The sequence below is a fragment of the Nocardia sp. NPDC055165 genome (assembly GCF_053606985.1).
Genome location: NZ_JBSGSS010000001.1, coordinates 46463 through 67554, shown reverse-complemented (window position 1 = coordinate 67554; position 21092 = coordinate 46463). Strand labels below are relative to the sequence as shown.

22 protein-coding genes and 1 pseudogene are annotated in these 21092 nt (G+C 68.4%); 17 read left to right on the top strand and 6 right to left on the bottom strand.

Annotation, left to right across the window (positions count from 1 at the left end):
• Positions 1-33 precede the first annotated feature (33 nt).
• The gene (locus tag ACWFRF_RS00330; RefSeq protein WP_452448339.1) at positions 34-660 is read right to left on the bottom strand and encodes a maleylpyruvate isomerase family mycothiol-dependent enzyme; all 627 of its coding nucleotides are present in this window, start codon (positions 658-660) and stop codon (positions 34-36) included.
• Positions 661-772: 112 nt separating this feature from the next.
• On the opposite strand from ACWFRF_RS00330, the gene ACWFRF_RS00325 reads away from it, so the two are divergent.
• Genes ACWFRF_RS00325 through ACWFRF_RS00310 form a run of 4 tightly spaced genes read left to right on the top strand, consistent with a single transcriptional unit; the run spans position 773 to position 3005 of the window.
• Positions 773-1267 carry a hypothetical protein gene (locus ACWFRF_RS00325; RefSeq protein WP_452448338.1) on the top strand — a complete coding sequence of 165 codons (495 nt, stop codon included), beginning with the start codon at positions 773-775 and terminating at the stop codon, positions 1265-1267.
• A complete protein-coding gene (locus ACWFRF_RS00320; protein ID WP_452448337.1) occupies positions 1254-1784 on the top strand; it encodes a MepB family protein in 531 nt (176 codons plus the stop codon). The genes ACWFRF_RS00325 and ACWFRF_RS00320 overlap by 14 nt, the downstream gene beginning before the upstream one ends.
• A gap of 19 nt (positions 1785-1803) precedes the next feature.
• Positions 1804-2013: a hypothetical protein gene (locus ACWFRF_RS00315; RefSeq protein ID WP_266289138.1), complete on the top strand. Its 210-nt coding sequence runs from the start codon at positions 1804-1806 to the stop codon at positions 2011-2013.
• A gap of 41 nt (positions 2014-2054) precedes the next feature.
• Positions 2055-3005, top strand: a complete 951-nt coding sequence (locus tag ACWFRF_RS00310; protein WP_452448336.1) for an ADP-ribosylglycohydrolase family protein — start codon at positions 2055-2057, stop codon at positions 3003-3005.
• On the opposite strand, the gene ACWFRF_RS00305 is transcribed toward ACWFRF_RS00310, so the two are convergent.
• Both ACWFRF_RS00305 and ACWFRF_RS00300 read right to left on the bottom strand, forming a co-directional pair.
• On the bottom strand, positions 2972-3754 hold the full coding sequence (locus ACWFRF_RS00305; RefSeq protein WP_452448335.1) for an ABC transporter ATP-binding protein: 783 nt from the start codon (positions 3752-3754) through the stop codon (positions 2972-2974). The genes ACWFRF_RS00310 and ACWFRF_RS00305 overlap by 34 nt on opposite strands.
• Entirely contained in the window at positions 3751-4422 is a 672-nt protein-coding gene (locus ACWFRF_RS00300; RefSeq protein ID WP_379312244.1) for a FadR/GntR family transcriptional regulator, read from the bottom strand. The genes ACWFRF_RS00305 and ACWFRF_RS00300 overlap by 4 nt, the downstream gene beginning before the upstream one ends.
• 181 nt (positions 4423-4603) lie before the next feature.
• Here ACWFRF_RS00300 and ACWFRF_RS00295 point away from each other — a divergent pair, with 181 nt between their 5' ends.
• Entirely contained in the window at positions 4604-6349 is a 1746-nt protein-coding gene (locus ACWFRF_RS00295; protein ID WP_452448334.1) for a 2-isopropylmalate synthase, read from the top strand.
• A gap of 47 nt (positions 6350-6396) precedes the next feature.
• On the opposite strand, the gene ACWFRF_RS00290 is transcribed toward ACWFRF_RS00295, so the two are convergent.
• Positions 6397-6657 (bottom strand): hypothetical protein, encoded by a 261-nt coding sequence (locus tag ACWFRF_RS00290; RefSeq protein ID WP_452448333.1) that lies wholly within the window; start codon positions 6655-6657, stop codon positions 6397-6399.
• A 100-nt stretch (positions 6658-6757) separates the two neighbouring features.
• Positions 6758-7765 (bottom strand): YeiH family protein, encoded by a 1008-nt coding sequence (locus ACWFRF_RS00285; protein ID WP_452448332.1) that lies wholly within the window; start codon positions 7763-7765, stop codon positions 6758-6760.
• Positions 7766-7872: 107 nt separating this feature from the next.
• Between ACWFRF_RS00285 and ACWFRF_RS00280 the strand changes: the two genes are divergently transcribed.
• Entirely contained in the window at positions 7873-8478 is a 606-nt protein-coding gene (locus tag ACWFRF_RS00280) for a YdcF family protein (RefSeq protein ID WP_452448331.1), read from the top strand.
• A 36-nt stretch (positions 8479-8514) separates the two neighbouring features.
• The gene (locus ACWFRF_RS00275) at positions 8515-9435 is read left to right on the top strand and encodes a LysR substrate-binding domain-containing protein (RefSeq protein ID WP_378989991.1); all 921 of its coding nucleotides are present in this window, start codon (positions 8515-8517) and stop codon (positions 9433-9435) included.
• Between the two features lie 3 nt (positions 9436-9438).
• On the opposite strand, the gene ACWFRF_RS00270 is transcribed toward ACWFRF_RS00275, so the two are convergent.
• A complete protein-coding gene (locus ACWFRF_RS00270; RefSeq protein ID WP_452448330.1) occupies positions 9439-10584 on the bottom strand; it encodes a glycosyltransferase in 1146 nt (381 codons plus the stop codon).
• A gap of 56 nt (positions 10585-10640) precedes the next feature.
• Between ACWFRF_RS00270 and ACWFRF_RS00265 the strand changes: the two genes are divergently transcribed.
• From ACWFRF_RS00265 to ACWFRF_RS00220, 10 genes and pseudogenes are all read left to right on the top strand, one after another.
• Entirely contained in the window at positions 10641-11234 is a 594-nt protein-coding gene (locus tag ACWFRF_RS00265) for a TetR/AcrR family transcriptional regulator (protein ID WP_379312250.1), read from the top strand.
• A gap of 160 nt (positions 11235-11394) precedes the next feature.
• The gene (locus ACWFRF_RS00260; RefSeq protein ID WP_378989994.1) at positions 11395-12204 is read left to right on the top strand and encodes a GntR family transcriptional regulator; all 810 of its coding nucleotides are present in this window, start codon (positions 11395-11397) and stop codon (positions 12202-12204) included.
• Between the two features lie 5 nt (positions 12205-12209).
• Positions 12210-14934: pseudogene (locus tag ACWFRF_RS00255) on the top strand (fumarate reductase/succinate dehydrogenase flavoprotein subunit).
• Positions 14934-15161 (top strand): 4Fe-4S dicluster domain-containing protein, encoded by a 228-nt coding sequence (locus tag ACWFRF_RS00250; RefSeq protein ID WP_378989996.1) that lies wholly within the window; start codon positions 14934-14936, stop codon positions 15159-15161. The pseudogene ACWFRF_RS00255 and the gene ACWFRF_RS00250 overlap by 1 nt, the downstream one beginning before the upstream one ends.
• An 11-nt stretch (positions 15162-15172) precedes the next feature.
• A complete protein-coding gene (locus ACWFRF_RS00245) occupies positions 15173-16585 on the top strand; it encodes an ABC transporter substrate-binding protein (RefSeq protein WP_452448329.1) in 1413 nt (470 codons plus the stop codon).
• A gap of 29 nt (positions 16586-16614) precedes the next feature.
• Positions 16615-17478 carry an ABC transporter permease gene (locus ACWFRF_RS00240; protein ID WP_379312252.1) on the top strand — a complete coding sequence of 288 codons (864 nt, stop codon included), beginning with the start codon at positions 16615-16617 and terminating at the stop codon, positions 17476-17478.
• Entirely contained in the window at positions 17475-18230 is a 756-nt protein-coding gene (locus ACWFRF_RS00235) for an ABC transporter ATP-binding protein (RefSeq protein ID WP_379312253.1), read from the top strand. The genes ACWFRF_RS00240 and ACWFRF_RS00235 overlap by 4 nt, the downstream gene beginning before the upstream one ends.
• A complete protein-coding gene (fdxA, locus tag ACWFRF_RS00230; RefSeq protein WP_452448328.1) occupies positions 18227-18562 on the top strand; it encodes a ferredoxin in 336 nt (111 codons plus the stop codon). Before ACWFRF_RS00235 ends, fdxA begins: the two co-directional genes overlap by 4 nt.
• Positions 18559-19935, top strand: coding sequence for an FAD-dependent oxidoreductase (locus ACWFRF_RS00225; RefSeq protein WP_452448327.1), 1377 nt, complete (start codon positions 18559-18561; stop codon positions 19933-19935). The genes fdxA and ACWFRF_RS00225 overlap by 4 nt, the downstream gene beginning before the upstream one ends.
• A gap of 10 nt (positions 19936-19945) precedes the next feature.
• Entirely contained in the window at positions 19946-21076 is a 1131-nt protein-coding gene (locus ACWFRF_RS00220) for an Mrp/NBP35 family ATP-binding protein (protein WP_452448326.1), read from the top strand.
• Positions 21077-21092: the final 16 nt, after the last annotated feature.

The window sequence follows — 21092 nt, the reverse complement described above, 5'->3', positions numbered from 1 at the left end:
TACCCGCCGTCGTGCTGTGGCGCAGCTCGATGGTCAGTGGCCGGTGAATCGGGCCGCCGACTCGCCATCGAGACGGCCCGGGGGAAGTTTTCGCCCGCAGAGTACGAGCAGCAGATCCTGCGCACGTCCGGACAGCACCTCGCCTTCGCCGTAGCTGAAGTCGAGATCGTCTGCGCGCAAGGCGATTCCCGCGAGGTCGACACCGAAATACTTGGCCGTGCGTGGGTTCAGCGCTGCCAGCACCATGCGCATGCGGTCGAGAGGAACCGGATCGGCGTGGCCGAGCGCGACGGTGATGTCGAGGCCGTGGATCACATCGTGGCTCAGCGCGCCCGCGAAGCCGCCGCCCGGTGGCTTCCACGGGTGCCCGGTGTTGTCGCCGATGGCGGCGACCAACTCGGCGGTGCTCAACCGGGCGGCGTCCTCGCGGGCCGCGCGGTCGGCCAGGCGATCGAAGTTGCCGCGCGCGGTGATCATGCCGAGGACGAAACGCGGTAGCGAGGTCCGGTACGGCATGCTCAGGTGTGCGGCGACCTCGCGCACCCGCCAGCCGGCGCACAGTGTCGGCGCGTCCCAGGCGGCCTCGTCCAAGCCCGCCAAGAACTCCGCCGTCTCCGCTCGCTGCCGTGCGGTCTCGGCCCTGACTTCGTTTTCGTGCACTGGTGGAGCCTCTCTGTCGACAGAAAATCTGCTGTCGATGTAGACGCTGTACGCGTCACCGATTCATCGGTCCGGCTGTTCGCGATGTTCGCCGATCCGGCACACTGGCCCGATGGGTGCCCAGCGCGACGACCAGCCCGAAGTCGTAGTCCACGTCGGTGACGGCTCGGCGCAGCCACACCCCGTCGACCCCGCCCGACCCGGCGCCTCCGCCACCGATCCGGCCCCCGAGCACCCCTTCCTCCTCCTCACACGCACCCCGGCCGACTCCATCCAGGCGCGCTACCTCGACGACGGCACCTACGAACTCGAGCACACCACCGGCGCCGAACACCGTCAGCTGTTCACCACCGATGCCCTGCTGGTCCGCGACATCGTCTGGTCCTGGATCCAACGCGACACCTGGTGGTCCGACACCGTCGCCTGGACCACCGTCGACCCCGCCATCGCCGAACTCCACGCCCTGCACTCCGAACTGTCCGGGATGCTCGACGGCATGTCTGTGCTCGACACCGTCACCGACGAACTGGACCAAGCGCTCTCCCGGGCCGACGAACTCCTCGACAACTTCGATCCCGACTTCGAAGGCTCGGATGACGCACCCTGAACTTCTCGCGGCCCGAACCCTCATCGCCCAGCTGGGACTGGACATGTCGGCCACGGTTCCCGAGACGCAGAACGCGGAATACGGAGCATCCGTGGCCGAGGTCGGTCGTGGCTCGGTGAGATTTCGGGTGGGCAAGCGGACTCCGACGAAGCCGGGTCTGTTCGTATCCGTGTGGCAGCGCGCCGAGGACGGCTCGACCGAGCCGTTCGCCGTGGAGGACGGTGTCGACCTCCTGGTGATCACCGTTCGCGAGGAATCGCGGGTCGGACAGTTCGTCTTCCCGCGGAACGCCCTCGTCGAACACGGCATCGTTTCCGTAGCCGGCCGTGGCGGCAAACGCGGGTTCCGCCTGTACCCGCCGTGGTCCGCGACCCGGAACAAGCAAGCGCAGCAGTCACAACAGTGGCAGTCCGCCTACTTTCTCGATCTCGACAACGCCGACCGGCGGCGCGCTCGCAACCTCTACGAACCGATCCTTCCCCCCTTTGTCCCATCACACAAAGGCGATGCCCGCTGACGTGAATTACAGTGGCGCCGTGGGGTTCACCGACTACGGGCCGGGCGATGTCGTGTATTTCCCGGCAGGTCCGTTCAGCGGCATCTGCGGGGTTGTCCGGGAGGTCGACGCGCGGCGCGCGGAGCTGAGAATCGAGTTCGGGGAGGGAACCGTCCACCGTGAGGGGAATGTCCTGCGCGAGCGCCGACACAAGCTGACCGTCGGATTCGACGAGGTCGAGCTGGTCTGACCGACCGGAGATCGTGTTGCGTCGTTTACCCAGGGTGAGCAATGATTACGCACAGCATGCCGAATTCCGATCCCGCTTTCGACAGCCTTCAAGGCTTATCTGTTGGTGATGCGCTGGGTGCGCAGTTCTTCGTTCCCGGTCGTTCTGTTCCTGATCTTCTCGCGGGTCGACCGCCGTCGGCGCCATGGCCATGGACCGACGACACCGAAATGGCGTGTTCGGTGTATGCGGAAATCCGTGAGCGTGGCCACGTGGATCGTGATGTCCTCGCGGGCGCGTTCGCGCAGCGGTGCGAACCGTATCGTGGCTACGGGCCGGGCACAGTTGTTGTGCTGCACGAGATTCGAGACGGGCGTCCATGGAGCGAGGCGGCCGGTGCTGTCTTCGGTGGGAGTGGATCGTGGGGAAACGGGGCCGCGATGCGAGTCGCGCCGCTCGGCGCGCATTTCGCCGGCAATCCCGATCTGGCCGCGGTGCAGGCGGCGCTGTCCGCCGAGATCACCCATCGGCACCCGGAAGCGATCGTGGGAGCGATGGCAGTGGCGGTTGCCGCCGCGCACGCTGCGCAAACACGGGGAAAGGGCTGCGCGCCAGATGAATTGCTGCGGGCCGTCGAACCGAATCTGGTCGACGGGCGCACCGCGCACGGAATCCGTCGAGCTCGAGAGCTGCTCGGCCGAACCGTAGCCGAAGCGGCCTACGAACTCGGCAACGGCGCCCGGGTCAGCGCTCAGGACACGGTGCCCTTCGCCTTGTGGGCCGCCGCCACCTACCTCGTGGACTATCCGCGCGCCGTCACCGCTTGTGTGGAAGCCGGCGGCGACGTCGACACCACCGCCGCGATCGTCGGCGGGATCGTGGCTGCCCACACCGGTGTCGGGGACCGTGGCACGACCCGCGGGATCCCGCAGGAGTGGCTCGCGGCGCGCGAAGCGTTGCCCGAGTGGGCATCCGGTGGTCAGCGGGCGCGGGCGCTCCAGCGGCCGTCGTAGCGGACTTCGATCGGGTGGGCGAAGGCGGTGGAGACGTGGTCGGTGGTGATGACGTCGGTGGCGAGGCCCGCGGCGACGGTGTGGCCGTTCGCGATGAGGAGGGCGTGGGTGGTGGTGCTGGGGAGTTCCTCGAGGTGATGGGTGACCAGGATCGAGGCGACCTCGGGGTGGGTGCGATCGAGGGTGTCGATGGTGGTGAGGAGTTGCTCGCGCGCGGCCAGATCGAGGCCGGTGGACGGTTCGTCCAGGAGCAGGACATCGGGGTCGCTGATCAGGGCGCGGGCGATGAGGGTGCGGCCGCGTTCGCCCTGGGACAGGGTGGGCCAGCTGTCGTCGGCTTTGCCGGACAGACCGAGAGTGTCGATGATCGCGTCGGCACGGGCGAGGTCCTCGGAGGTCGGCGACCAGCGCATAGGGGTATCGATGGTGCCGGTGATACCGGTGAGGACGACCTCGCGCACGGTGAGGGCATAGCGCAGCGGATGGCGCGGGTTGACGTGGCCGATCGAGCGTCGCAGCCGGGCCAGCTCCACCCGGCCGAACTGTTCGCCGAGCACCCGCACCGCGCCGGTGGTGGGGAAGGTGACCGCGCCACAGAAGCCGAGCAGCGTGCTCTTGCCCGCACCGTTGGGGCCCAGCAGGGCCCAGTGCTCACCGGCCCGGACGGTCAGTGAGATGCCGTTGATGATCTTCTTGCCGTCGCGCCGGAAGGTCACGTCGTCGAGCTCGATCACGGGGGCGGCGGTCATGTGAAGGCCTCCTTCAGGGCGGACAGGTGGGTGCGGCTGAATTCCGCTGCGGCAGTGGGAGTTCGGTCGGCGATCGCCTGGGCGAGTTGTTCGTGCGCGCAGTGGTCGGCCTCCTCGGAGCGGACCGGGCGCAACTCGAGCATGTCGATCATGGCCAGGCGCAGCCGCGGCAGGAAGCTGTCGAACAGCTGGGTGAGCACATCGTTGTGCGCGGCCACGATCACCGCGCGATGGAAGGCCATATCGGCATCGACGTGCGCGGCGACGGTCTGGCCCTCGGCACGACGACCGGCCAGCGCACGCCGGATGGCCCGCAGATCGGCAGGCGTGCGCCGTTGTGCCGCGAGGGCGGCGGCCTCGGCCTCGATCGCGATGCGCGCCTCGATCACCGCGGCGATGGTGGCGCCGCGCAGCACGACGTCCCAGTCCTCGGACACGTCCAGCGCGGTGACGAAGACCCCGGAGCCCTGCCTGCTGTCGAGCACGCCTTTGCCCGCGAGCTCTCTGATCGCCTCGCGCAGCGTCGAGCGGCCGACCCCCAGCTGGGCGGCGAGCAGCGTCTCACCCGGTAGTCGATGACCCAGTGGCCATTCGCCCGCGCGGATCCGCGCGAGCAGTAGTTCAGCCGCTTGTGCGGCCAGCGGCTGACGTCGTACCTGCGATACCACCGGCAAACCTCTCTACTTGTCTGAGGAGTTGTGGTAGAAGTGTACCCATCATGACCTACACCGCGCTTCTTCTCGGCCGCCACGGCGGGGCCTGACCGACCGGCCGCCCCGCCGTGGGGCTCCGTCATGGCCGGTCGCCGTCGTCTCGTGGCCCGAAGTGGGCCGGGAAGCAGAGCAAGTCATGACCGAATTCCCCACCCTGACCACCCCCTCGGGCGCTGTCGCCGACGGCGCGCCCGCGTGGAATCGCCAGCGTCACTCGGCAATGCCCTCGTCTCGATATCGCGATGTCCATCGGCGCGTGGATGTTGCTGTCGGACAACGCGACTGGCCGAACGCGCGGCTGACCACCGCGCCCCTGTGGGTGCCCGTCGACCTGCGTGACGGCAATCAGGCGCTGGCCGAACCGATGGACCCGGCGCGCAAACGCCGGTTCTTCGAGCTCCTGATCGCCATGGGCTACAAGGAGATCGAGGTCGGCTACCCGTCCGCATCACAGACCGACTTCGATTTCGTGCGCCTGCTGGCCGACACCTCGATCGCCCCGCCGGACGTCACCGTGGTCGTGTTCACCCCGGCGCGGCGAGACCTGATCCAACGAACCGTCGAGTCGGTGCGCGGTATCGCCAACGAGGTGGTGATCCACCTGTACACCGCCACCGCGCCGGTCTGGCGGGAGGTGGTCCTCGGCAAGGATCGTGCGCAACTGCGCGAGTTGATCGTCGCCGGTGCCCGCGACGTGCTGGAACTGGCGGGCGAGCTGCCCCGCGTGCGCTTCCAGTTCTCGCCGGAGGTGTTCAACCTGACCGAACCGGATTTCGCCCTCGAGATCTGCGACGCGGTCACCGACCTGTGGCAGGCGAGCGCGCAGCGTCCGGTGACGCTGAATCTGCCTGCGACAGTGGAGGTCGCGACCCCGAACATCTACGCCGACCAGATCGAATACATGCACCGCAACCTGGCTCGCCGTGACGGCGTGATCCTGTCGGTGCACCCGCACAACGACCGGGGGACCGGTATCGCCTGCGCCGAACTGGCCGTGCTCGCGGGCGCGCAACGCGTGGAAGGCTGTGTCTTCGGCAACGGTGAACGTACCGGCAACGTCGACATCGCCACGCTGGCCCTGAATCTGCACGCCCAGGGTGTCGACCCGATGATCGACTTCTCCGACATCGACGAGATCCGCCGCACCGTCGAACACTGCACCCGCCTGCCTGTGCACGAGAGGCATCCGTATGTGGGCGATCTCGTCCACACCGCCTTCTCCGGCACCCATCAGGACGCGATCGGTAAGGGCATGGCCGAACATCGCGAGCGGGCAGCGGCCCAGGGCATCACCGAGCGCGAGTCACCGTGGCGGGTACCGTATCTGCCGATCGACCCCGCCGACCTCGGCCGCTCCTACGACGCCGTGATCCGGGTCAACTCCCAGTCGGGCAAGGGCGGTATCGCCTACCTGCTGCACGCCGAATACGGTCTGGACCTGCCACGTCGTCTGCAGATCGACCTCGCGAAGCGGGTGCAGGAACACACCGACGACACCGGCGCGGAGATCACCGCCAAGGATCTGTTCACGCTGTTCGAGCAGACCTACACCGTCTCCGATCAGCGAATCACGCTGGTGGGGTGGCAGATCGCCGACGGCGCCACCGGGATCGTCCTCGACGCGCACGGCAGTGAACGGCATTCGGTGCACCGCGAGGTGGGCCCGGTCGAGGCACTGACCGCCGCACTCGACGAGGCGGGCTATCGCATCGAGATCCTCGGCCTGACCCAGCATTCGGTGGGTGAGGGCGCCGCAGGCGCCACCGTGAGCTACGTCGAGTACCGAGCGGCGGACCGCATCGGATGGGCATTCGGTCGCGACACCTCGGTCGTCGCGGCCTCGCTGGCAGCGGTGATGAACGCCGTCAACGCGGCGGGATAGATCGATGGGGCGGTCGCCCTGTCGGCCGCCCCACCGCACCGGGCGAGTCAGTCCGCGTCGCCCTCGCACCAGTCGTCGAACGCGTCGAACTCCGGCTCGTACCGGGGTGGGATCGAATCCTCGACGGCGTTCTCGATCGGGTCCCACCTCGCGTTGCACCATTCGGGGGCGGGTGGCCACGACTCGATGTACTCGACCAACGGCGACGAGGGTGGCTCGGCGTCCTCGGCCGCCGCGACGCCCGCGGTGACCAGTGTCACTGCCGCGGCGGCACCCGCGGTGGCGATGATCCGGTACACGCTGTTCATGACATCCTCCTGTCCGCGCCGACCTGCGATGTCCAGCAATCCTAGCTCCGCGACGCGGGCCCGATCAGGCCCCGCGCGCACGTCGGTGGGGCCGTTGTTGTCAGCACCAGCCGGTCACGTACATGAGGCCGAGGCTGGTGGTGCCGAGGATCAGGCCGAGGGTGCCACCGAGGATCAGGGGGCGGATACCCGCGGTGCGCAGGCGGGCGATGCTCAGCGAGGTGCCGATGGCGGCGAGGACGGCGGCGATCAGCCAACCGCTGACAGTGGCGAGCGGTGCGGTGAGCTCGGTGGGAACGATGCCGAGGCCCGCGATGACGGAGGCGGCCAGGAACAAGATCACGAACAGGGGGACCGCCCGGCGCAGGGAGGCCTGGGGGAGATCGGTGTCCTCGGCGATGTGGCGGCGGCCGACGTGCAGGCCGACGCAGAGCGGGATGATGGCGAGGCTGCGAACCATCTTCACGATCACGGCGAACTGTGCGGCGCCCGCGCCGAAGATGACGCCGGCGGCCAGGACGGACGACGTGTCGTTGATCGCGGTGCCCGCCCAGAGTCCGAACGCCTCCTGTGACAGGCCGAGAGCGCGGCCCAGCGGCGGATACACCAGCACGGCCGTGACATTGAAGATGAAGATGGTGCACAGGGCGTAGGCGACCCGTTGTTTGTCGGGCCGCAGGACCGCGGTGGCGGCGGCGATCGCGGACGCGCCACAGATCGTGGTGCCCACGGCGATGAGGGTCGCCGACTCCTTGTCCACCGCGAGCATCCGTCCCACGAAGAACGCCGCCACACCGCCGACGAGCAGCGTCCCGATCAGCACCACCGCCGTCTCGCGCCCCACGCTCATCACCGACCCGAGCGGCAGGCCGAGCCCCAGCAGCACGATCGCCAGCCCGAGCAAGCGCTGGCGGGCAACGTCGAGCCCAGGGCCGAACGTCTCGCCCGTCACGTCCTTGCGGCGCAGCACCATCCCGGCGACGGCGCCCGCGCCGAGCGCGAGCACCGGCGTGCCGATCATCGGCAGCGCCTTGCCGAACGGCGTGGCCACGGTGGCCAGGAGCGCGGCGAGGATCAGGCCGGGAGCGAGAGCGGGTGCGCGGTTCACTCCTTCACCTTCGCGGTACGCAGGAGCCCGAGGTAGAGAGCGAATTCGCAGGTGGTCATAATTTCGGCTTATGGCCCTGCCGACGGGGTGTGTGGTTTGCTGGAGACGTGCGGAAACGAACCCGGCTGACGATCGCCACCGGTGTCGGAGTGATGCTGTGGGGCGAATGGGCGAATCGACGGGCCTCCCGTCGGGGCGTCGGAGCCCCACGCTCAGGGTCGGAGGCCGTCGTGGTCCTCGGATATCGCAACACCGGTTCGCGTGCCAACGGCATGAACCGCTGGCGAGTGCGCGCCGGTCTACGATCCATCGATCCGCACGCGTCCGAGACTCGCCTCGTGCTGTGTGGAGGTGCCTGCGCGGGACCGGAGACCGAGGCGGCGATGATGGGCCGCTACGCCGTGGAAACCCGCGGTTACGAGGGCGAACTCGTTTTGGAGGAGTCGAGCCGGTCCACCTGGGAGAACATCGCCTTCGCGATCCCGTACCTGAAGGACGTCGACCGGATCAAGATCGTCTCGCTGCCGACGCATGCCGAGACCGCCCGCGCCTATCTCGCTGAACAGAGCCCGGAACTGGCCGCCCGCTTGGTCCCTGGCCGGGAGTATCGGTTCGGCGAATGGATGCCACTGAAACCGGTGTTCGCCCTCTACGGTGTGGCGAAGAAGCTGCGAGGCCGATTCGGTCACGATCACGACGGCTACGGTGGCTGATGTGGCGTCGCGCCACCCGTCACCCATAATCGGGCCATGACCCTGCCACCCGGAACCCCCGACCTGGAGGTCCTCGATCTCCTGGTGTCGGTGGCGGAGCTGGGCAGTCTGGGCGCCGCCGCCCGCAGGCACGGGGTCAGTCAGCCGGCCGCGAGTATGCGGATCAGCGCACTGGAACGCCGCCTGCACGTGAAGCTGCTCGACCGCGCGCCGACCGGCTCCGAACTCACCGACGCGGGTCGCGCCGTCGTCGCCCACGCGCGCACCGTCCTGGCCGCTGTCACAGACCTCGTCGACGACGTCGCCCGCCTGCGCGCCGCGCAAGCGCCACGCCTGCGCATCGCCGCCTCCAAAACCATTGCCGACCACCGCATTCCGCACTGGCTGGCCGCACTGCGCGCCGATCACCCCGAGGTCGTGATCTCCCTCGAGGTCGAGAACTCGACCCAGGTCGCGGGCCTCGTGCGGGACGGCACCGCCGATCTGGGCTTCGTGGAAGGCCCGCATCCACCGGCCGGGCTCGGCAGCCGCGTGCTGGGCGCCGACGACCTCGTCGTAGTCGTGGCGCCGAATCATCCATGGGCGCAACGGAAGACCCCGGTCACGCTGACCGAGCTGGCAGGCACCGCGCTGCTGTGGCGCGAACCGGGTTCGGGTACCCGCGACACCGTGTGGGACCTGCTCGCCACCGCGGCCCCACCCATGGGCCCGGCGGCCGAACTCGGGTCTACCGCCGCGATCGTGGCCGCCGCCCGAACCGGCATGGCACCCGCGGTCCTGAGTCGATTGATCGCCGCACCCGACCTCGTCACCGGCACCCTGGTGGAAGTCCCCTCGGCCGAGGCCGCCCGGCTGACGCGCAAATTTCGGGCCATCTGGCGCCGCAACACCCCACCGGCCGGGCCGGGCGAACTGCTCGTGGAGCGAGCCGCGCTGCTCGAGAACGCGCGCGGTTGAGCGTCACCCGAGCGCCTCGAGCACGGCAACGGCTTTCGCCGCGCCGCCGTATGCGCTGATGCCGACGGCCAACTGTTCGGCGGACGAGGCGAAGCTGCTCTCGCCGAGGATCTGTGCGGCGGTCTGTGCGATCACCTCGCTGCTCGCGTCGGGCATCAGCATCAGGCCCGCGCCGAGGGTTCGGACCTGCTCTGCGTTGAAGAACTGATCGCGGCCCATCGGGGTGCACAGCAGCGGCACGCCACGACCGAGCGCGGCCATGGTCGTTCCGAGTCCGGCGTGGGTGATCACCAGTGATGCCGAAGGAAGGATGTCGGCGTGTGGCGCGTACCGCACGATCTGGGTATCCACCCCCGCACGCACGGTCGCCGGGTCGATCGCCGCCCCGGTCGTGACAATGGCGCGCACCGGCATCCGCGCGACCGCATCGACACAGCGCTGCAACAGATCGGCCTGACCTTGCTCGCTCGTGCTCAGTGCGACCAGAACCAGTGGCTTCGCACCGTCACCGACATCGACCTCGTCGATCTCGCGCGACAACGCGGGCGCGTCGAGCACTGGCCCGATGCGCACCACATTGGCTGCGTCCGCAACGTCGGGCTCGAACTCCTCGGGCACCGCGACGAGCGCCTGCGCGCACGCGTCGTGGATCTCGGCGAGACTTTCGATCGCGGGCAGGCCGAGGTCCGCGCGTGCCGCGTTCGCGATCGCGATACCCGGCGTGAACATCTCGACCAGTGGTCCGCCCCGAAAGATGCTGTACGCCGTGTGGAACAGCGTCGCGGTCGGAGTGCCCGAGGCCAGCGCGACGTCGATTGCGGTGAAGAGCAGACAATCGACGATCACCACATCGGCGGGCTCGCGGTCCAGCTCCCGGGCGAGGTCCCGCGCGATCGCGGAACTGAAGCACAGCTGGTCGATCATGAGTTTCACCTCGGCTTCGAAGTCGTCCGGGGTGTCCATCGCGTCCCAGCCCTCGCTCTGGGTCAAGGTGACGAAGCGGGCGCCGACATCGGCGCATCGTTGAGCGATCGTCTCGTGTCCGAGTATTCGGACATCGTGGCCGCTATCGACCAGCTCGCGGGCGATGCCGAGCGTCGGGACCAGGTTTCCCGCACCGTCCCAGGTGGTGATCAGGTAGCGAGCCATGGCGTTCCTCCTCGGAGATTGCTTGACAGCTTGTAAAGTACGGTAAGGTTGACAGCGTGTCAAGTGGCGGACGACCCCAAACCCGGACTCAGATCCTCGAGTCGGCGCGCGCGATGTTCGAGGAACACGGCTATCACGGCGCCGGCCTCGGAGCGGTCGCGAAAGAGGCGGGGGTCTCACGCCAGGCGATCTACCTGCATTTCCCCTCGAAGGTCGAGCTGTTGACGGCCCTGCATCTGCACATCTACGCCACCGATGTCGTTCCGGTTCTCGAACGGCATCCGGTCACGGACACGATGACCGCGTGGGAGGCACTCGACGCGACAATCACCGCCGATGTCGAGGTCGCATCCAGAGTGTGGCGGATTCACGAGGCGCTGGTGGTGGCTCGGCGCCAGTACCCGGAGGTCGAGGAGACATTGCGGGTACGCGAGGCGGATCGCTACGGCGAGTTGCTCGATCTCGGGCGGCGACTCGAGCGAGAGGGCGCACTGCCGCAGCAGGTCGATGTCGGTGCGGTGGCCGACATGCTGTGGGGCCTCGTCAACACCGGAACCTACGGCAATCTCGTCAACGAACGAGGCTGGTCGCTCGACCGGTACCGGTGCTGGGTACGCGACACGATCCACCTCCATCTCCGAGCGCAGTGACCGCACAGGGGGCGGTCCGGCCACTGCGGTGGTGGTGGGATTCGTAGTGGCGTCGGAATCATCGCAGGTCACGGCCCTCGCCAACGGCCAGGAACTGGCGTAACCACCCGGTAATTGCCCGAAACGTCCGTCGTAACGCGGCGTTCGCAGCATTTGCCGCATGACAGCCACTCCCACCTCCTCGGCGAGGCCACGGCCCCCCGATCCGGGTTCGGGCAGACGCAGCGCACCGGCCCGGCGCATCCGCGACATCCTGCGCGCACGTATCCGCAGCGGCGTCTACGGCACCCGCGCACTGCCCGCCGAAGCCCAGCTCGCCGCCGACTTCGCCACCAGCCGCAATATCGTGCGCGACGCGCTCACCCTGCTCCGCGACGAAGGCCTGATCGACCGCGTCCCCGGTGCGGGTACTTTCGTCGTCGCCGACAAGGCGGTACAGGGCCTCGACCGCCTGCGCGGCCTCGCCGAAACCTTCGAGACCAGCAGCGACCGGGTGGTGAACCAGGTCCTGCTCGCCGAGGTCGTGCCCGCCACGCCACTGGTCGCCGAACGGCTCGAGCTCCAGCCCGGCGACCCGGTCGTCGCCCTGGAACGGGTGCGCTACCTCGACGGGGCGCCGCTCTCGCTCGACGCCAGCTACCTGACCGCCGACGTCGGCATCCCGCTCCTGGACAAAGACCTCACCGGGTGCGACGTGTTCGGCCTGCTCGAAGCCGAACTCGGCCTGCCGCTGGGCTCAGCCGCGGTCGCAATCGAGGCGGTCGCCGCCGATCCCACCGTCGCCGGACTGTTGCAGGTCCGTGCGGGATCTCCGCTGCTGTTCCTGGAACGGCTCACCTACACCGACTCCGGTCGGCCCGTCGATCTCGAATACATCCGCTATCGCGGCGACCGGTTCTCCCTGTCCGGGCGGCTCGACCGCATCCCGGTGACCCCGCGGCGCACCCGCGACAACCACGAAAGGGGTTGATCCCCATGCAGATTCCACCGCTGACCCACCGGCGAGAACTGGTCTGCGACGTCCTGATCGTCGGTGGCGGCACGGCGGGCACCATGGCCGCGCTCACCGCCGCCCGCCACGGCGCCAGCGTGCTGCTGCTCGAGAAGGCCCACGTCCGGCACTCCGGCGCACTCGCCATGGGCATGGACGGCGTCAACAACGCCGTGGTCCCGGGCAAGGCGAGCCCGGAGGACTACGTCGCCGACATCACCGTCGCCAACGACGGCATCGTCAACCAGCGCACCGTCTACGAAACCGCCACCCGGGGTTTCGAGATGGTCCAGCGCCTCGAGGGCTACGGCGTCAAATTCGAGAAGGACGAGCACGGCGAATACGCGGTCCGCAAGGTGCACCGCTCCGGCTCCTATGTCCTGCCGATGCCCGAGGGGCGCGACGTGAAGAAGGTGCTCTACCGCACCCTGCGCGCCCGCGACGTCCGATCCAAGGTGACCATCAGCAACCGGGTCATGCCGGTGCGGGTGCTCACCGTCGACGGACGCGCGGTCGGCGCGGTCGGATTCGACACGCGCACCGGCGAATTCGTCACCATCTCGGCAGGCGCGGTGATCCTGGCAGCGGGAGCGTGTGGCCGGCTCGGCTTGCCCGCATCGGGCTACCTCTACGGCACCTACGAGAACCCGACCAACGCCGGCGACGGTTACGCCATGGCCTACCACGCCGGTGCCGAGCTCTCGGGTATCGAGTGCTTCCAGATCAACCCGCTCATCAAGGACTACAACGGTCCTGCTTGCGCGTACGTGGCCAATCCGTTCGGCGGGTACCAGGTCAACTCCGAAGGCAATCGCTTCGTCGACTGCGACTACTGGTCCGGTCAGATGATGGCCGAGGTCAAGCGCGAACTCGACAGCGCCCGCGGCCCGATCTACCTGAAACTGAGCCACCTGCCCGATGCCACGATCCGCGAGATCGAAGGCATCCTGCACACCACCGAACGACCCACCCGCGGCACCTTCCACGAAGGCCGCGGCACCGACTACCGCACCAGCGACATCGAGATGCACATCTCCGAGATCGGTTTGTGCAGTGGGCATTCCGCCTCGGGAGTCTGGGTCGACGAACACGCTGCCACCACCGTGCCCGGCCTCTACGCGGCGGGCGATATGGCGCTGGTTCCGCACAACTACATGATCGGCGCCTTCGTCTACGGCGACATCGCCGGTGAGCACGCGAGCGAATTCGCGCGTGGCGCAGCACATCCAGAGCTGCCCATCGATCAGATCGAGGCCGCCCACGAGCTGATCTACCGCCCGCTGCGCAACCCCGACGGCCCACCCCAAACCCAGGTCGAGTACAAACTGCGGCGCTTCGTCAACGACTACCTCCAGCCGCCCAAGGCGCAGTCGTATCTGACGCTCGGCGTCGAGGCCTTCGAACGGATGAACACCGACATCGCCGCGATGGGCGGCCGGACGCCGCACGAACTGATGCGCTGCGCCGAGGTGACCTTCATTCGCGACTGCGCCGAAATGGCGGCCCGGGCCTCACTGCGGCGCACCGAAAGCCGTTGGGGGCTCTACCATCAGCGTGCCGACTGGCCCGGGCGCAACGATGCCGAATGGTTCTGTCATCTGAACCTGTATCGCGGTGCCACCGGTGCGATGGAGTTCCGCACCAGGCCGGTCGCCCCCTACATCGTGCCGGTGCCGGGCTTCGTCCGTCCCGACGGCGTCGCCGACGTCTCCGCACCCGAACTCGTCGGCGCGTGGGGTACGCGATGAGTACACCCGTGCCCGGCCCGTGCGATGTCGGCGACCTCGACGTGAGGGATGTCCGATGAGCGCCCGCCTGCTGGCCCTGCTCGAACTGGCCGACGAGTGCCCCGAGTTCGACGAACTCACCCCGTTCATCACCGACCCCGACCCGGAGGTGCGCCGCACGGCGCTGTCGGTGCTCAGCGAGACCACCGACGCCTGGGCCGAGGCCGCCCCGATCTTCGCCACCGCACTGGCCGATGTCGATGTCGACGTGCGTCGCGCCGCCATCGGCTTGCTCACCGAACTCCTCGAGGTCATCGTGCCCGGTCCGGAATTCGATGCGGCGCTGCGCCATTGCGTCACCGCAGCGGAGCCGGCGGTGCGCGCGGCCGCGATCGAGGCGCTGTGGCGGCACCGCAGGACCGGTGCGGCGGAGCTGGCGGGGTGGCTCGCCGATCCGAACGCGGCGGTTCGTCGCACCGTCGTGGGCGGGCTCACCTCTGTCGACGCTCTCGACGAACTGAGCCTCGGCGCCGCTGACGAAGACGAGGACGTGCGCATCGCAGTGGCGAAAGGTGTTGCGGCGATCGGTGATCCACGCGGCGCGGTGACCCTGCTCGTCCTCGCCGCCGACCCCCGACCGCTTGTCCGCGCCGCCGCGCTGTCGAGTCTGGCCGGGACCGGCTGCGACGAACACGCTGCCGCGGCGGCCGCCGCATCGATGACCGACCCGGCCTGGCAGGTCCGACAGGCGGCGGCCATCGCCCTGGCCGCCGCCGACCCCGAACTCGCCGCGGCACCGCTGCTGTCGGCGGTCTCCGATCCCAACCTCGACGTTCGCAAGGCGGCGGTGCGCGCACTGGCCGAGCGGATCGCCGAACGACGCGACATCACCACGGCGCTGCAGGCCGCGCTCGACGACCCGGACGCCGACGTCCGCGCCTTCGCTCGCATCGGCATCGCCAACTCTGGAAAGGAACTCTGATGGCCCAGGCCAATGCCCGTCTCGATGTCCCCGTCTCGGTCGACGAAGCGAAATGTATCGACGGCTGCACCCTCTGCGTGGACATGTGCCCACTCGATTCCCTTGCCATCCACCCGGATTCGGGCAAGGCCTACATGCACGTCGACGAATGCTGGTACTGCGGGCCGTGTGCCGCGCGGTGCCCGGTCGGCGCCGTCACCGTGAACATCCCGTTCCTGTTGCGTTGAGAGAGCCGACCATGAGCACCCGAATCCCCGCGCTGCTGCTCGGCATCGCCGCGGTGGCCGCCCTGGCCACCGGCTGCGGGAGCGCCGACGACGCCAAGACCGTCACCGTGAACATCGGCTACCAGTCCAAGACGATCAACACCGTCACCGCGGGCACGCTGCTGCGTGATCGCGGCACTTTCGAGGCCGAACTCGCCGAACTCGGCAAGACAACAGGGCTCACCTACAAGGTGGAGTGGAAGGACTTCGCCGCGGGCCCACCGCTGACCGCGCAGATGCTGGCGGGCCAGGTCGACATCGGGTCGATGGGAGACGCCCCGATCCTGGTCAACGGCTCCAAGACTCGCGACCACGCCGACGTGAAGTCCGAATTGATCGCCGTCACCGGCTACAACCTGCGCGGTTCGCTGAATCAGATCGTGGTACCGACGGATTCGAAGGCGGCCACGATCACCGACCTGCGGGGTGAGATCGTGTCGACCAGCGTGGGGTCGGCCGCGCACGGCATGCTCGCCACCGGGCTCTCGGCCGCCGGGATGACTCTCGACGATGTGAAGCTGCTCGGTCAGGATCCGGCCGTCGGTGCCTCGGCGCTGCAAGGGGATCAGGTGGCCGCGCTGGCCCAATTCGTGCCGTGGCCACAGAAACTGGTCTACGACGGTAAAGCCAAGCTGCTCTATGACGGTGGCAGCGCCGGCATCCCGACCTTCCACGCCGTGGTCGCGAGCGAGCGCTTCGGCACCGGTAACCCCGATATCGTCACGGCGTTCCTCACCGCGGTGCGCAAGACCACCGACTACCTCAATCAGAACCCACTGGCGGCCGCACAGCGCGTCGCCGAGATCACCGGGCTGCCTGCCGAGGTCGTGTATCTCTACAACGGCCCGAACGGCCTGGTGAGCTTCGATCCGACGATCAAACCCCAACAGGTGGACGCTCTGGGCACACTGTTGCCGTTCCTGAAAAGCCTTGGCGCGCTGTCGGATCTGAACCTCGGCGAGTTCGTCGACGACCGTTACCTGCGCACCGTCTACGGTCCCGGCTACGACGCCGCCCGCGCGTCGGTGGCGGCTCCCGCACCACTGAGCGGCACCGATGCCGCGTGCGGGGGAGCGGTGGACGGCCTTCCCACCGCTTCGGAGGTGTGGTTCGCTGACGCCACGACCACCGCCGTCGCCAAGACCCCGACCTGTCTGCTGCGACAGATCGCGGCCACCGGCAGCACCGTCCGCGCCGCCTACGTGCCCGACCACAGCACCGGCACCCGGCTCTTCGCCGCGACCGCGACCTGGGTCAGCGAACCCACCGCGAGCCCCGACGATCGGTTGCTGCCCTTCGCGACCGGTGCCGCCGCACAGCAGTACGCCGCCGCCCATCCGGGCGCCACGGTGATCGACTACCAGGCAGCACTGAAGGCCCGCTAGATCCGTCACGTGAGACCAGGAGGCTCACCATGACCGTTTCCGCCGAACCCCGCACCGCGCCCGTCGCGAAGCCCGACATCGCCACCGCACCACCGAGTTCACCCACCCGATTCATCGTGCCCCGTAAAGCACGCAGGGCCGTACTGACCGCCGTGCCACTGGCCGCGTTGCTCCTGGCCTGGTATCTGCTCACCACCAATCAGGTCGTGTTCTGGCTGCGTTTCGACAAGATCCCCACGCCCGCACAAGTATTCGACTCCTTTCGTACGCAGCTCGGTGCGGCCACCTACTACCGCGACATCTTCTCCAGCACCCGCCGCATCCTGATCGGCTTCGGCCTCGCCACGGTGTCGGGCGTGCTGATCGGCATGGCGGTCGGTCGCTCGGCCGTGGTCAGCGCACTCGTGCGGCCGGTACTCGAGGTGTTCCGGCCGATCCCCGCGATCGCACTGGTGCCCCTGGCCATCCTGCTGTTCCCGACCGGGGAACAGGGCATCGTGTTCATCACCTTCTTCGCCGCGTTCTTCCCGGTCGCGGTGAGCACCATCCACGCCATGCACGCGCTGCCCAAGGTGTGGGAGGAAGCGGCCCACACCCTCGGCGCGCGTCGACGCGACATTCTGTTCCAGATCGCCCTGCCCGGTGCGCTACCCGGCATCTTCTCGGGCCTGTCGGTGGCGATGGGCGTGGCCTGGATCTGTGTGATCAGCGCGGAGATGATCTCGGGTCAGTTCGGCATCGGGTACTTCACCTGGCAGTCCTACGGGCTCCTGGACTATCCGGGGGTGATCGTCGGGATGCTCACCATTGGGTTGCTCGGCTGGTTCACCGCCTGGCTGGTCGAACTGGCGGGGCGCCGGGTGAACCGGTGGCTGCCCAGGGCGCAGCGATGAGCGCCGGCGCCGCGGTACGGCTGCACAAATTGCGCATCGCCTACGGCGAAAGTCTCGCCGCCGAAGTAGATCTCGACGTCGATGCCGGCCAGATCGTGGTTCTGCTCGGTCCGTCGGGTTGCGGCAAGTCCACGGTGCTGCGGGCGATGGCCGGGTTGCTGCCGCCGATCGGCGGCAGCGTCACCGTCGACGGTGGGCCCAGCGCCCAGCACTGTTCGATGGTGTTCCAGGAGGACGCGCTGCTGCCGTGGCGCACGGCCCGGCGCAATGTCGAATTCGCGCTGAAACTGCGTGGAGTGTCACGGCGCAACCGGCGCGTCGAAGCCCGGGAACTGCTGAACCTGGTGGGGCTCACCGACTTCGGTGACCATCTGCCCGGTGCGCTGTCGGGCGGTATGCGTCAGCGTGTGCAGCTGGCGCGGACATTGGCCGCGCAGCCACGCGTGCTGCTGATGGACGAACCGTTCGGCGCTCTCGACGCCCAGACCCGCGCCGATATGCAGCGCCTGCTCATCTCGGTGTGGCAGCAGCGCCGGACCACGGTGTTGTTCGTGACCCACGACGTCGACGAGGCGCTGTTGCTGGCCGATCGGATCGTCCTGCTCACCCCGCGCCCCGCCCGCATCCAGCGCGTCATCGAGATCGCCGCACCACGCGCACCCGGCGCCCGATTCGAACCCGAATTCGCGCGGCTGCGTTACGAAATCCTCGCCGCCCTCGGCGAGCCCAACGACAAGGAACTACAGCCATGACCTTCGTCATCGGAGCCGCCTGCGTGGACGTCATGGATCGCGCGTGCGTGGAGGAATGCCCCGTCGACTGCATCTACACCGGCGACCGGATGGCCTACATCCACCCGGCCGAGTGCGTGGATTGCGGTGCGTGCGAACCGGTCTGCCCCGTCGAGGCGATCTACCTCGACGGTGACATTCCGGCCGGCCAGGAAGGTTTCGTCGCCACGAACGCGGCCTTCTTCGACACGGCGCTGCCCGGCCGCGACACCGCGCTCGGCTCGCCGGGCGGCGCGGGCGCGGTGGGTGAGCTCGGCGTGGACACGCCGTTCGTCGCGGGCTACGAGAAATGAGAACTCCACTGCGGGTAGCGATCATCGGCGCCGGGCCCGCCGGTATCTACGCCGCCGACGCGTTGATGAAGTCCGATGCCGGTGAACACAGGGGAGTGAGCATCGACCTCTACGAGCGTATGCCCGCGCCCTTCGGCCTGATCCGCTACGGCGTCGCCCCCGATCACCCGCGCATCAAGGGCATCATCACCGCCCTGCACAAGGTCCTCGACAAAGACCAGGTCCGCCTGCTCGGCAACATCGACTACGGCACCGACATCACCCTCGACGACCTGCGCCAGTTCTACGACGCGGTCATCTTCTCCACCGGCGCCAACGCCGACCGCGCCCTGGCCATCCCCGGCATCGACCTCGACGGCTCCTACGGCGCCGCGGACTTCGTGTCCTGGTACGACGGCCACCCCGATGTCCCGCGTTCGTGGCCCCTGGAGGCCGAGAAGGTCGCCGTCCTCGGTGTCGGCAACGTCGCCCTCGACGTCGCGCGCGTGCTCGCCAAGACCGGTGACGAACTGCTGCCGACCGAGATCCCGCCGAACGTCTACGAAGGTCTCAAGGGCAACAAGGCCCTCGAGGTCCACGTGTTCGGTCGTCGTGGTCCCGCGCAGGCCAAGTTCACGCCCCTCGAGCTGCGCGAACTGGATCACTCGCCGACGATCGAGGTCATCGTCAACCCCGAGGACATCGACTACGACGAGGGCTCCGAAGCCGCGCGCCGTAACTCCAAGCAGGTCGACATGGTCGCCAACACCTTGGAGCAGTGGGCCATCCGCGACCACGGCGACCGCCCGCACAAGCTGTTTCTGCACTTCTTCGAATCGCCCTCGGAGGTCCTCGGCGCCGACGGCAAGGTCGTCGGCCTGAAGACCGAACGCACCCAGCTCGACGGCACCGGCAACGTCAAGGGCACCGGCGAATTTCGGGTGTGGGACGTACAGGCGGTCTATCGGGCGGTCGGCTATCGCTCCGAAGATGTCGCCGACATCCCGTTCGACGACCGCACCGGCACCATCCCCAACGAGGCGGGGCGCGTGCTGATCGACCCGAACGGGCACGAGGGGGCGCGATACCTCGACGGGGTGTACGTCACCGGCTGGATCAAACGCGGCCCCGTCGGCCTGATCGGCCACACCAAAGGCGACGCCGCCGAAACCGTTGCCTGCCTGCTGGCCGATCAGGCCCGGCTGACACCGGCGCCGCGACCACACCCCGATGCGGTGACCGAACATCTCACCGCATCGGGCATTGCCTTCACCACCTGGGAAGGCTGGTACCGACTGGACGCTCACGAACGCGCGCTGGGCGAATCCGAAGGACGCGAGCGGATCAAGGTCGTCGAACGCGCGGACATGCTGCACGCCAGCTCGGTCCAGTGAGGAGGAGCCCATGACATCACCGACCGAACCACAGATCAGGACCGCGCTCGCCGGAGTGGATGACCCCGAGATCGGCCGTCCCATCACCGAATTGAACATGGTCGAGACCATCGACATCGACGGAGCAGGTCGTGTCGCGGTAGGCATCCTGCTCACCGTCGCAGGATGCCCCCTTCGGACGAAGATCAGTGACGACATCCGCGCCGCCGTCACCGCGGTGCCCGGCGTCGCCGGTGTCGAGATCGACTTCGGGGTGATGAGCGAGGAGCAGCGCCGTAGCCTGAGAATCCAGCTCCGGGGACCCGGATCGGAGAGTATCGCCGCTCTCGCGCAACCGGATTCACCGACCCGCGTGTACTGCGTGGTCTCGGGCAAAGGCGGCGTCGGGAAGTCGAGTGTCACCGTCAATCTGGCCGTCGCGCTGGCTCGACGTGGATTACGCGTCGGTCTCATGGACGCCGATGTCCACGGTCACTCGGTACCCGCGATGCTCGGCATCACCACCGCGCCCACCCTGGTCGAGTCGATGATGATGCCGCCCAGTGCATTCGGTGTGCGCGTCGTGTCGATCGGTATGTTCGTCGACGACAACGCCCCCGTCGTCTGGCGCGGGCCGATGCTGCACCGCGCGTTGCAGCAGTTCGTCAACGACGTGTACTGGGGCGAACTGGATATTCTGCTGATCGACATGCCACCGGGCACCGGCGATGTGGCCATCTCCCTGGCCCAGTTGCTGCCCACCGCGCAGCTGCTGGTCGTCACCACCCCGCAACACGCCGCGGCTCGCATCGCCGAACGCGCGGGCGCCGTGGCCGCGCAGACCGGTCAGCGGGTGGCGGGCATCATCGAGAACATGTCCTGGTACGACAGTCCCGACGGCACCCGGCAGACCCTCTTCGGCGCGGGCGGCGCCACCGCGGTGAGCCGCGCGCTGAGCGGCCTGCTCGACACCTATTGCCCGGTCATCGGCCGGATCCCGTTCGATCCGGTGGTCTGCGCGGCGGGCGATCAGGGCGCTCCGTTCGTCGACACCGACCCGCACTGCGCGCCCGCCAGAGCGATCGGCGAGATCGCGGCGACCATCGCGCCGATCGTGCGCCGCCCGCTGTCTGTGACGCCGGTCAGCCCGGTGCCTGCCTGAGATCGAGGCGAAATAG